Here is a 12375-nt window from a genome sequence, read left to right as displayed (position 1 = left end):
ATAAGGTGGTAAACTAATCAAGATAATGTGAATGAGTGGTAAAAATTTATTAATAGCTGTTTTAGAATCTCTTATAACAAGGCTGATTACAAAAAGTGAATCCCTACAATGCTAATAAAAATTGAAAAATTCTACTCATTAAAACTTAGACTAACTACAGTTGCGATTGATTGGGCTGCATGTTCCCAGCTTCCATCTATAACTTTACCAATCTGCTGACCAAGTGCATTTAAATCATTTGGATTAACTGGAATTCCATTATAAGCAGCAAGAATTGATAAAAGTGGAGCAGCAAATGGTGTCCAACCACCTCTATCAATATTAAATACAGGTTTATCTAGTACCTTTCCATCTTGTACTGTAAACTCATAATAAAATTGATCATCTGGACGAAAACTTAAATGATGAGAAATTTGCCCCTTAACATATTTTTTTCCTGCACCTAGATTTACTACTTCTATTTCTTTTACATTAAATTCATGTTCAAATACTTTAATTTTTTTGACTTCTGGACCATTTAAGGCAGCTTGAACGGCTGTTTCCAAATTATTTTGTGCAAAAGGTTGAATACTCATTTGTGCCTCTTTTGGTTGAATAGAAGCCTCTTTTTCTGCAGCAAACACCGAGGTAGTAGGTAGCACACCTGTAGCTAATGTAGCTGCAAGTGCTGTTGTCATAATGATTTTTCTTTTCATCTTCATAGTTTTCCTTCCTCTCTTAAAGTTATGATATATAATCTTTTAAAGACTGACACAGTGCAATTTTTTTCATAATGTACGCAAAAAATCAGTTTAAGAATTATGTGAAATCATGTCAGAAAATTAAAGGTAATTATATATGTATTTAAGATGATATCCATCTACACATATTTTTTCAATTTTTAGATAAATGTAATGGTAATGACTTCTTGAGAGTTAATTTAGCACCTTGTTTATCTAGGAAAAGTCCTATAAACACATTTAGTTCATAGTAAAAGTAATATATTTGATATCAAGTGTCTTACTTAATGCGATAAAATTTCACAATTTTTTATTGTTATATACAAAAAAAAGGTAACGAAACATAAGCAATATGTAATACTTGTTATAGGTGTGAATTATACGAATATACTTATTGTAACAGCTAAGATATTAGATAATATTTTGCTTAAAAACATTACTTATCCGGATTAATGAAAAGTATTTTAATGTATTAGTTTGATTTGATATAAAAAGAGGAAGCATTTTTATTTGCATCCTCTTTTTATAATAATTTATTTTACAAGTTCAGAAGAATCTTTGATCACCTAAATAAATTCTATCACTCTATTAGGAGATAATAATAGAAAAATGTGGACTTTTATTTAGTTCATTTTCTATCAATCCGTTTAATTCTTTAATAATACTGTAGGCAAGCATGGTACTTAGTTGAGGACCTTTTTCTATTGTTTTATTGATAATACTCCTTCTTGGTACTATTCTAAGTATTTTTCGGCTAGATAAGAGGGGTATGTTGAAATAGGAGGGCCCATCCTAAAGTAGGATAAATTGGCCTTTGAAATCGGTATACAGTTCTTTAATAAATATAGTTTTTGCAATATATCTTTATCTATGGGATGAAGCATATAATCTGTCATGATGAAATAATTGTGATGGTAGATAAATACCTTTCCTTCCGGTAAGATCGTGTAATTAGATAAATTTGGATAAATAGGTGGTCCATCTAAAAATTGATCTAAACTATGTTGTGAAACTTTAATAATATCTTGAATTGAAAATTTAAATTTGCGGAATGCTATGGTGTTAATAAATGGACGTTTTTGATTATTTTCTATATAAAATAATACTCCTTTTTCATTTTGCACAACCCGTAGATTTGGTATTGATGTTGTAAGGCTTATGGGTGGTCCTTCTGTATATTTGTAGATAAATGGATCGGGAATTAAGACAATTTCATTTTGATTATATTTGAAATAGGAAAGCATTTCTTTTGAAATGAGTCTGCGTTTAAAATTATCAATTAAAAATACTTCACCCTGTGAATTACTGAACAAAATACCATTTAAATCTTTTGAAGGGAGGTTAGCGTACAAGTTTTGGAAAGAGAATGGTGTTTTAAAAGTAATATCAAGCACTTTGTTAATGGGATAAAAAGGTTGGAATGTATTTAGGCGTTTCCAAAACATTGCATCTCCAGCAAACCAATATAAAGGGTTTGTATCCCAATATCCACGGTACTTTTCATAGACTTTTACTAATATTCTTTTAGTATGCATAACTGAACAGTGATCTACAACATTAGCAGCTGTATATAAAATTTTCGAAGCTTCTCTCACAAATTCATTTGTAGGTTGTAAGTTATAATCAACATGTTTTACGTATTGGGAAGAGTACACTACATCAATTTCAGGATGTTTTTCTAAGAAAGATAACATTTCAGCTAATCTGTTTGGAAGGTAAATAGTATCATCCGTTAGATAGCAAATATAATCCCCACATGTTAATGGAATTGCCTCATTGATCAGTGTTGCATATCTTGTAGTTTTATATCGTTCTTCATCTTGTATAAAACTATTCTTATAAGTAATTCGAGGATCCTCTAGATAATTTTTTATGACATTTATAGTTTCTGGACAAGAGTTATCATCCATAATAAAAAGTTCCCATTCTTTATAAGTTTGCATTAGAACACTTTCAATAACTTGATTAATTAATGATGGCTTATTATAACTAGTAAGGATAATTGATATTTTGGGTTGCAAATTTTTCACCTCTATTTAGAATGTTGAATGTGTTTTTCTAGTGAAATCTAATAATTAAAGCTTTATCGACACTTTCTTTTTTATACTTGAATAGTTTATTACCTTTTCATAGATATGGTATGGACTATTGTGGAGAAAAAAAGGGACATGGGTGAATATAAATACTGCTATTAATTTTTTATAGATAAATAAACTTATTTTAAAATTATCGGAACGGTTTGTCCTTTCTATTTATATAATAACGTAACTGTTTTTGTATTTATTGATAAGGAGGAGAGGGATATTTGCCTAAAATTTCAGTTATAATGACAAGTTACAATAAACCTATGTTTGTTGAAAAATCAATATTAAGTGTATTAAACCAAACATTTCAAGATTTCGAGCTTTTTATAATGGATGATGATTCAGATGAAATGACCCAGAAGGTGATTCAACCATTCATAAATAAGGAAAATGTACATTTTTATAAAAGTAATGTAGCTCATATTTCTGAAAGGACAAAAAAAGTAAGATATGCCGCTTTAATTAATGAGGCACTTAAGCATGCGAAAGGGGAATATATAACTTATATTACAGATGATAATCAATATGAAGAAGAACGCCTTAAAAAGATGTCTAGTTATCTTGATAAGAATGAAGATGTTCAAATTATTTACTCTGCATCAAAAACGATTCATATAGATGAATCAGATATGCCCACTAAAACGGTTGAAAGACCTGCAAAAAAAATTACGAATAATGCTCCATGTACCATTGATCATTGTTCTATTATGCATAGAGCCTCTGTTTTACCAATTCTTGAAAAAAGGTGGAATTCTTACTGGGATGAAGATCCACAGTTTTATCGGATAGGAGATGCACGCTTCTTTTGGAGGTTAAATCACTATTGGGATTTTTATCCCTTAGATGAAGTTTTAGATATTAATTATATTACTCCTCATTCAATACATGCGCAGTTATTTGCCGAAGAAAAAAATGAATTTGTACAACTATTACCACCACAAAGAACATGTAAAGAATTAAGAGAAGACTTAAGAAGAAAAAGAGGGTGAAATATTGAGTGACATTTATTTGAAAAATTACTGGTTATTAAATCTAGAATATATAAATATTTTTTCAGAGTTAAAGCATTATAACATTCCTTTACCATTACTAAGTAATTTTTATCAATATTTAGATGAAGATATAAAAAATAAAATGAAAGATCATAATTTTTACAAGCAGCTGTCAATTGAGCCCATAGAGGAAACACAGTTACAGTTAGAGTTTGAAAAAATAATTTCTGTATTTCAATCAAAAATAAAAAGAAAAAATCAAAATGGAGCAATCCTCCTAAATTCAGATTATCTCCGTTTTTCAGTAAGTAACTTTACCCACTTTAATCCAAATCAAACAAAGATACTAACAAGATCAAAAAAGACAGAACTTTACGGTCTTCCTACAATTTGTGCACCAGATTATATAAATAAAGCCTCTAATACCGCACATGTTTTCATAGAAAAAGCTAAAGAACTCTTTTTAAAGTTTAATAAACACCCACTATTATCAAACATGTTTTTTCAAAAAAAATTACTCAGCGACCTCCCTATCATGATTGAGAAACTTAATATGACCCATTTTATTTTTAAAGAACAAGATATTTCTGGTGTGATTGTTGGTACTACGGAAGATATAACAAGTAGAGCTCTTACTTTTCTTTCTAGAAGTGAGGGGATACCAAGTTATTGTCTTCAGCATGGTGCAATAATGGGAGAGGAAGCATACTTTCCGGTTTTTGCAACAAAGCAGGTCGTATATGGAAAATATGAGCAAGATTGGTACCTTCAAAAAGGGGGCTGTGAATCTCAAATTGAGATAATAGGGCACCCCAGATATGATGAGATCTTCAATAGAGCATATGTGGATAAAAAAACTATTTTTAATAAATTAAAAATAGACCCCTCTACAAAAGTGGTTTTTATTGCAACCCAGCCATTTAAAACTTCATTTTATATTGAACTGACAGAAAAGTTAGTGAAAGACAAAAATATTACGGTTATTATAAAGCCTCACCCTTGGGAAAAAGGGCGTAACTTAGTAGGAGAATATATTAGGTTAAGTAACGTATATCCTAATGTTAAATATATAACAAATGAAGTGAACATGTATGATGTTATTTTACATGCAAATCTTGTGGTTATCTCGAATTCAACAGTAGGGTTAGAGGCAATGTTATTAGATATACCTGTAGTTGTTTATAAATCTTTATTAGAGGAAAAGGATTATAAATATTACGATACATTAGATTGGCTTGTAAATCATTCTATGGAAGATATGATTAGCACGATTAAAAAAGTTCTAAATGATTCTTTACAATCAAATCTAGCGAAAGAATTAAGAAGAAAATTTATTACTGAAAACTATCCGCAAGAAGCATGCACGAAAAGATTGATAAAATTAATTCAAAGTGAAAAAGATTAAACTAATCACCACTTACTAATGTTTGAAGTAAAGGATTACTAAAGCAACATCATTTCCTAAGTTTTCTATGATTAATATGTATCATAAATTTGCAATAGAAACGTATGTTTCAATATCCTTCAAGCTAGTTTATCTCTCGACAAATGGCTTGCCTATGGGACTACACACAATTTGAAGAGAGGTTTTTCTTAGCTAAAAGTAATTTCAATATGAGGAGGTATATATGTTCATGTTTTTTAAAGATAAAAACGTTTTAATTATTGGTGGAACAGGAACAATTGGAAAAAGTATTCTTTCTAATGTTCTACAGGAAAAGCCAAAAGTGGTAAGGATTTTTAGTAGAAGTGAATATAATCAATTTTTATTACAAGAAGAATTCAGGGATAAGAGCCAAAATATTCGTTATTTAATTGGAGATGTTCGCAATTATGATCGAGTGTTTAGTGCGATGGAAAATATTGATTATGTGTTTCATGTGGCCGCAATGAAGCATGTTTCTTTTTGTGAATATAATCCGTTTGAAGCAGTTTTGACCAATATTTTTGGAACACAAAATGTAATAAAAGCAGCAATTGCTCAGAAAGTAAAAAAGGTAGTTTTTACAAGCTCTGATAAAGCAATTTCACCAACAAATAATTACGGTGCAACAAAATTAACTGCTGAAAGATTGATTACATCAGCGGAATATTCAAAAGGTTCAAGTGAAACGATATTTGCAAGTGTTCGTTTCGGAAATGTGATGGGGTCAAGAGGCTCTGTCATTCCTTTATTTGAAAATCAAATTAAAGAAAACCAAAAAATAACTGTAACGGATCTTAGTATGAGTAGATTTATGATGACACTGAATCAAGCAACTATGTTAACAATTGAAGCAATGAAAATAGCAAAGGGTGGTGAAACTTTTATATTAAAAATGCCGGTTATTTCATTAAAAGATTTAAGTGAAGTGATGATGGAAGAAGTTACAAAGTTATATGGGTTGCCTAAGGAGAATATAAAAATTGAAGAAATTGGATTAAAACCTGGTGAAAAAATGTATGAAGAACTTATGACACATGATGAGTCTTTACAGGCTTTTGAATTACCAGATATGTTTATCATTCCTAGTCCATTAAAAAAGGGTACACAATATGAAAATGCAAAAAGGGCGAAAGCAGGGTTTTACCGTTCTGATAATCAAAATGCGATTTCAAAAGAAGAGCTTAGAAATTTAATATTAAACCAGCAACTATTAACAGGAGGGGAGAAACTATGAAAATATTAGTAACTGGTGGTGCAGGTTTTATTGGTAGGTGGGTTGTAAAGAGATTATTGCAGGATAAGCATGAAGTATGGATATTAGACAACTTAGCAAATTCAACTACTGCAAATATTACCGAATTTGCACACGATTTGAATTTAAAACAATGCATTCAAGGGGATATTAAAGATAAAAAATTAGTTGATGAATTATTTAAAAATAATTCATTTGACCTTTGTTATCATTTAGCAGCGAGTATTAATGTTCAAGATAGTATAGATGATGCTAGATCAACTTTTGAAAATGATACAATAGGTACTTTTAATTTGTTAGAACAATGTCTTAAGTATGATGTCAAAATGGTCTTTATGAGTACTTGTATGGTATATGATAAAGCTACTAATATACAAGGGATATCAGAATTAGACCCAATTAAACCAGCTTCTCCATATGCTGGATCAAAAATTGCTGCTGAAAACATGGTTTTATCTTACTATTATGCTTATAAGCTACCTGTAGTGGTTATTCGCCCATTTAATACGTATGGTCCATTCCAGAAAACAGGTGGGGAAGGTGGGGTTGTTGCCATTTTTATAAATAATAAATTAGATAATGTACCACTGAATATATATGGGGATGGAAAACAAACGAGAGACCTTTTATACGTTGAAGATTGTGCAGATTTTGTTGTGGCAGCAGGATACTCTGAAAAAGCAAATGGTCATATTATCAACGCTGGAACAGGACAAGATATATCCATTAATAAATTAGCAGAATTGATTTCAGGAAATAAAGTAAGTATTCAACATGTAACTCATATCCATCCGCAAAGTGAAATCCAAAAATTATTATGTAACTATGAAAAAGCAAAAACAATATTAAACTGGGAACCGAAAGTTTCTTTAGAAGATGGAGTTATTAAAACAGAAGAGTGGATTAAATCTTTAAAAATTAACCCTAAGGAGAAAGAGTAATGGTAAGGGGAATTCTCGGTATTCATGGAGGAAAGCCTGTTAGAGAAACTTATTTACCATATGGTCAGCAACAAATTGATGAATATGACATTCAGGCTGTTGTAGACGTATTAAAAGGGGATTTTTTAACAACAGGACCTATGGTTCAACAGTTTGAGGAGGCTATAGCGAAATATGTGGGAGCAAAATACGCTGTTTCCTTTTCAAATGGTACAGCTGCATTGCATGCGGCCTGCTATGCAGCTGGTATAACTGAGGGAGATGAGGTAATTACAACTCCAATGACATTTGTAGCAAGTGCAAATTGTATTTTATATCAGGGAGGACAGCCGGTATTTGCCGATATTGACAATGAAACATATAACATTAGTCCTAAATCTATAGAGGAAATGATTACGAACAAAACAAAAGCCATTATTCCCGTACACTTTACTGGTCAGCCTGTAGAGTTAGAAGCAATACAAAAAATAGCAAAAGAAAATAATTTGATTATCATTGAAGATGCAGCCCACGCATTAGGAGCCACATATAAAAATAAAAAGATTGGTTCAATTGGTGACATGACAATGTTTAGCTTTCATCCAGTAAAACATATTACTACCGGAGAGGGCGGAGTAATTACCACAAATAATCCTCTTTTTTATGAAAAACTTGTTCAATTCCGTACACATGGAATTGAAAGGAATCCCCATAAACTTCTTGAAAATCATGGGCCTTGGTATTATGAAATGCAATTCTTAGGTTACAACTATAGAATTACGGATATACAAGCTGCTCTTGGTATATCACAGTTAAGTAAGTTAGACTCTTTTATTAAGATTCGAAAGAAATATGTAGACATCTATAATAAAGAATTTAGTTCTTTATCTGAAATCATCATACCAAAGCAATTGCCTCAAACCAGTTCGAGCTGGCACCTTTATATCATTCGTTTAAATACTAAATTATTAAAATGTAATCGAAAAGAAGTTTACGAAGCGTTACAAAGAGAAAATATCGGTGTGAATGTGCACTATATACCCGTACATTTACAACCGTTTTATCAAAAATTAGGTTTTGAAAAAGGTGTTTGTCCGCAAGCAGAAAACGTATATGAGGAAATTATTACGCTGCCTCTATTTCCTAAAATGACAGAAGCTGATGTGTGGGATGTAATACAAGCTGTGAGAAAAGTTCTTTCGTTTTATAGTGTTGCTAAAAATTAAATGAAAGGGGTGTTAATAAAATTGCAAAATCAGAAATTGTTAAGAGCAGTTACAAAAGTTGATATTAAAAAGGGAGAGATTATTACAGCTAATAAAGTAACAATGGAATTAAATGTTGTAGAAAATGCGCTGAACGAGCTTGAAGCAGAGGAATTATTACCTCAGGTAGCTGTATATAATTTGTCTGCAGGTACCCCATTAACAAAAGAGGTTATTGAACCTCCTAAGGTAGTAATAATTGTACTTTGCCGCTTAAAATCTACTAGGTTACCTTTAAAAGCAATATTGCCAATACACGGAGTGTCTTCCATTGAACGATGTCTTATAAATACATTAGCTATTCCAGGAAAACATCAGGTCATACTTGCTACTTCAGAGATTGCACAAGATGACCCTTTGGAAAAATTTAATTTAGATGGAAAGGTTAAGATTTTTAGAGGTGATCCAGAAAATACCGCTGATCGCATGTTCCAAGCTGCAAAACAAGAAAATGCAAACATTGTCATACGGATTACAGGAGATTGCCCAGCTGTGTCACCAGAAATTAATACTTTTTTACTAGATGAACATTTGAAAAGTGGTGCAGATTATACACAGGCAGAGTTAAGTACGTTACCTGTCGGAACAGCAGGCGATATTTTTACATTAGAGGCAATTGAACGACTACTACAAACCCCAAAACCTTTAACCTATGCAGAATACCTTCCGTTTTATTTTATTAATAATCCACATTTATTTCGTATCAATATAGTGAAACTTCCTCCACCCTTTTGTTACCCTACTTGGAGGTTAACTTTAGATGAACAACCGGATTTAGATATGTTCAATGAACTTTATAAAGGTCTGAATGTAAAATCTAAACCTTTATTTTTTCATCAAATAAAAGATTACATCCTTCGAAATCCTGAACTTATTGAAATGAATAATCATGTGAAATTGAAATGGGCAAATCAACAATCATTAGTAGATGAGCTGAATAGAGAAACGAAATTATAAGTTAATAAATTATAGTGCTTTTAGTGAGGAGGGAGTATCTTGCTTGAGAAAAAAATTGTCTTTCGCGCCGACGCATCTATTGAAATAGGTACCGGTCATATTATGCGTTGTTTAACACTGGCTCAAGAGTTGCGAAATAAAGGTGCTCAAGTATATTTCATTTGTCGTAAGCTGCAAGGTGATTTGTATCAATATATTTTAAATAAAGGATTTCATGTGTTTGTATTAGATGGAGATGGTGAAAATACGAATTTCTTAAGTGCAAAAAACGGGAGTTATTTAAATTGGCTAAAATATCATTGGTTTGTTGATGCAAAACAGACCAATGATATCTTGTCACAACTTCCCAACTTTGATTGGTTAATTGTTGATCATTATGGATTAGATAATAAGTGGGAGTCTGCTTTAAGAAAAAATGTAAGAAAAATCATGGTAATCGATGATCTTGCCAATCGAATGCACGACTGTGATTTGTTACTAGACCAAAATTTATACGATAACCTTAATGGTCGCTATAAAGATTTAATACCAGAGCATTCATTAGTAAAACTGGGACCTAAATATGCTATATTACGGCCAGAATTTCATGCCGCTAATAAGTTTTCACGAAAAAGAACAGGAGAAATTGAAAGGATTTTTATTTTTTTTGGAGGACATGATGTAACAAATGAGACATTAAAAACGTTAAGAGCCTTACAAAATATAAATAAAGATAACTTAAAAATAGACGTTGTCGTAGGAAGCCAAAATCCGCATAAAGAGGAGATTCAAACTTATTGCAAGAGTGTTTCTAACGCTTCATTTTATTGTCAAATAGAGAACATGGAAGAGTTTCTCGTACGAGCCGATTTAGGGATAGGAGCTGGGGGTACAACCACATGGGAACGCTGCTTTCTTGGATTACCTTCTATAACAATTACAACTGCCGATAATCAAATTGAAGTAACCAAGGCTGTAGCGAAGGCTGGAGCTACATGGAATATTGGTACAGCTGAAAGTGTATCGGATAAAACAATTACGAAATGTCTAAACAAATTTTTATCAGATTCTAAAATAGTGAAAGAAATGTCTAATAAAGCTCTTTCTATACAGTGTGCCAGTAATTTAAAGGAAATAGAAAAAATTATTTTAGGAGGATAGTATGTTAGGTATTGGGGATTTTCAATTGGAAAGTTTAGAAAAGAAAGATTTAGAACTTATTTTAAAGTGGCGGAATACAAAAGAAATACGTTCAGTTATGTATGACGACCATCAAATTACAATAGACGAGCATGTAAAATGGTATGAAAAACTAATAATAGATGATACAAAGGTTGCAAGATTATTAACATATAAAGAAAAACCAATTGGATTTGTTAATTTTACAAAAATAGATGAAATGAATCAGACGTGTTATTGGGGATTTTATATAGGTGAAAAACAAAGCGCAAAACGTGCTGGAACTGTATTAGGTTTATTAGCATTAGACTATATTTTTGAAACGAAAGACATACACAAAGTGTGCGCAGAAATAATAGAATCAAACCGTATTAGTTTAAACTTTCATCAGAAACTTGGGTTCCAAGAAGATGGAAGATATGAAAACTATATTTATAGGAATAATGATTATATTGATGTCATTATAATGACCCTGTCTCATGAACAATGGACGGAAAAGAAAGAAGCTATAAAAAAAGAACTTGAAGGTGAAAAAATTGAGTAATGTATATATCGGAGGTAGAGAGATTGGTAATAGCTTGCCACCATTTATTATTGCAGAAATGTCAGGGAATCATAATCAATCATTAGATAGGGCGTTGCAAATTGTAGAGGCAGCTGCGGAGGCTGGAGCACAAGGTTTTAAAATTCAAACATATACACCAGATACAATGACATTAAATATAAATAATGGTGATTTTTTAATTCACGATACAAAAAGCTTATGGAAAGGTAAATCACTTTATAATTTATATAAAGAAGCTTATACACCATGGGAGTGGCATAAACCAATTTTTGATCGCTGTATAGAGTTAGGAATGATACCATTTAGTACGCCGTTTGATGAAACAGCTGTAGAATTTCTAGAGTCATTAAATGTTTCATGTTATAAAATTGCATCTTTTGAAAATACTGATATCCCCCTCATACGTAAAGTAGCCGCAACAGGAAAACCAATAATCATTTCGACAGGTATGGCTTCGATTGCTGAACTAGATGAAACAGTAAGAGCTGCGAGAGAAGAGGGGTGTAAAGAATTAATTCTATTAAAATGTACAAGTACGTATCCTGCATCTCCAAAATCTACAAACATAGCTACCATACCTCATATGAAGGAGTTATTTAAATGTGAAGTAGGTTTATCTGATCATACACTGGGAGTAGGTGTATCTGTAGCGAGTGTCGCCTTGGGTGCCACAGTAATTGAGAAACATTTAACGCTCTCGAGATTGGATGGAGGAGTTGACGCTAAATTTTCAATGGAACCAGCTGAATTTAAATTATTAGTAAGCGAAACTGAAAAAGCATGGGAATCTTTGGGGAATATATATTATGGCCCTACTGATATAGAAAAAGATTCTTTAAAATTTAGAAGGTCATTATATGTAGTAGAAAACATAAAGGCGGGGGAAGTCTTTACAAATGAAAATATTAAAGCTATTAGACCAGGGAATGGTTTATTGCCAAAACACTTATCCAAAATTATTGGAAAGAAAGCAAGTAAGGATATCAAAAAAGGAACACCTATTTCGTGGGATTTAATTTGATACTGAGGAAATTAAA

11 protein-coding genes and 1 pseudogene are annotated in these 12375 nt (G+C 31.5%); 9 read left to right on the top strand and 3 right to left on the bottom strand.

Going from position 1 to position 12375, the window contains the following annotated elements:
- Window positions 1-131 precede the first annotated feature (131 nt).
- The 3 genes and pseudogenes from JDS98_RS06715 to JDS98_RS06710 form a co-directional block, all read right to left on the bottom strand.
- Window positions 132-701: a methyltransferase gene (locus tag JDS98_RS06715; RefSeq protein ID WP_098164338.1), complete on the bottom strand. Its 570-nt coding sequence runs from the start codon at window positions 699-701 to the stop codon at window positions 132-134.
- 606 nt (window positions 702-1307) lie between these two features.
- A pseudogene (locus tag JDS98_RS30130) lies at window positions 1308-1481 on the bottom strand (sensor histidine kinase); the annotation flags it as partial.
- A complete protein-coding gene (locus JDS98_RS06710; protein WP_016130654.1) occupies window positions 1454-2740 on the bottom strand; it encodes a glycosyltransferase family 2 protein in 1287 nt (428 codons plus the stop codon). The pseudogene JDS98_RS30130 and the gene JDS98_RS06710, both read right to left, overlap by 28 nt.
- Before the next feature lie 284 nt (window positions 2741-3024).
- Between JDS98_RS06710 and JDS98_RS06705 the strand changes: the two genes are divergently transcribed.
- The 9 genes from JDS98_RS06705 to pseI all read left to right on the top strand — a co-directional run bounded on the left by JDS98_RS06705 (window position 3025) and on the right by pseI (window position 12359).
- Entirely contained in the window at window positions 3025-3792 is a 768-nt protein-coding gene (locus tag JDS98_RS06705; protein ID WP_016130653.1) for a glycosyltransferase family 2 protein, read from the top strand.
- 4 nt (window positions 3793-3796) lie between these two features.
- Window positions 3797-5200 (top strand): CDP-glycerol glycerophosphotransferase family protein, encoded by a 1404-nt coding sequence (locus JDS98_RS06700; protein ID WP_199633671.1) that lies wholly within the window; start codon window positions 3797-3799, stop codon window positions 5198-5200.
- A 229-nt stretch (window positions 5201-5429) separates the two neighbouring features.
- Window positions 5430-6455 (top strand): SDR family NAD(P)-dependent oxidoreductase, encoded by a 1026-nt coding sequence (locus JDS98_RS06695; protein ID WP_097957447.1) that lies wholly within the window; start codon window positions 5430-5432, stop codon window positions 6453-6455.
- Entirely contained in the window at window positions 6452-7414 is a 963-nt protein-coding gene (locus JDS98_RS06690; RefSeq protein WP_199632155.1) for a dTDP-glucose 4,6-dehydratase, read from the top strand. Before JDS98_RS06695 ends, JDS98_RS06690 begins: the two co-directional genes overlap by 4 nt.
- Window positions 7414-8619, top strand: a complete 1206-nt coding sequence (pseC, locus tag JDS98_RS06685) for a UDP-4-amino-4,6-dideoxy-N-acetyl-beta-L-altrosamine transaminase (protein ID WP_098911951.1) — start codon at window positions 7414-7416, stop codon at window positions 8617-8619. Before JDS98_RS06690 ends, pseC begins: the two co-directional genes overlap by 1 nt.
- The gene (locus JDS98_RS06680; RefSeq protein ID WP_097957435.1) at window positions 8620-9615 is read left to right on the top strand and encodes a cytidylyltransferase domain-containing protein; all 996 of its coding nucleotides are present in this window, start codon (window positions 8620-8622) and stop codon (window positions 9613-9615) included.
- A gap of 39 nt (window positions 9616-9654) precedes the next feature.
- On the top strand, window positions 9655-10755 hold the full coding sequence (pseG, locus tag JDS98_RS06675; protein WP_199633670.1) for a UDP-2,4-diacetamido-2,4,6-trideoxy-beta-L-altropyranose hydrolase: 1101 nt from the start codon (window positions 9655-9657) through the stop codon (window positions 10753-10755).
- 1 nt (window position 10756) lies between these two features.
- Complete coding sequence (pseH, locus tag JDS98_RS06670) at window positions 10757-11317, top strand: UDP-4-amino-4,6-dideoxy-N-acetyl-beta-L-altrosamine N-acetyltransferase (RefSeq protein WP_000900606.1); 561 nt, start codon at window positions 10757-10759, stop codon at window positions 11315-11317.
- On the top strand, window positions 11310-12359 hold the full coding sequence (gene pseI, locus JDS98_RS06665) for a pseudaminic acid synthase (protein ID WP_097957438.1): 1050 nt from the start codon (window positions 11310-11312) through the stop codon (window positions 12357-12359). Before pseH ends, pseI begins: the two co-directional genes overlap by 8 nt.
- The last annotated feature ends 16 nt before the right edge of the window (window positions 12360-12375 follow it).

The organism is Bacillus cereus group sp. N11, assembly GCF_016483605.1.
GTDB classification, from domain to species: Bacteria; Bacillota; Bacilli; order Bacillales; family Bacillaceae_G; genus Bacillus_A; species Bacillus_A toyonensis.
This window is presented reverse-complemented; position numbering and strand designations above follow the sequence as displayed.

Bases quoted from the DNA above. Each gene is read 5' to 3' on its own strand.
- JDS98_RS06715 (WP_098164338.1), bottom strand. From the start codon at position 701: ATGAAGATGAAAAGAAAAATCATTATGACAACAGCACTTGCAGCTACA.
- JDS98_RS06695 (WP_097957447.1), top strand. From the start codon at position 5,430: ATGTTTTTTAAAGATAAAAACGTTTTAATTATTGGTGGAACAGGAACA.
- JDS98_RS06690 (WP_199632155.1), top strand. From the start codon at position 6,452: ATGAAAATATTAGTAACTGGTGGTGCAGGTTTTATTGGTAGGTGGGTT.
- pseC (WP_098911951.1), top strand. From the start codon at position 7,414: ATGGTAAGGGGAATTCTCGGTATTCATGGAGGAAAGCCTGTTAGAGAA.
- JDS98_RS06680 (WP_097957435.1), top strand. From the start codon at position 8,620: ATGAAAGGGGTGTTAATAAAATTGCAAAATCAGAAATTGTTAAGAGCA.
- pseH (WP_000900606.1), top strand. From the start codon at position 10,757: ATGTTAGGTATTGGGGATTTTCAATTGGAAAGTTTAGAAAAGAAAGAT.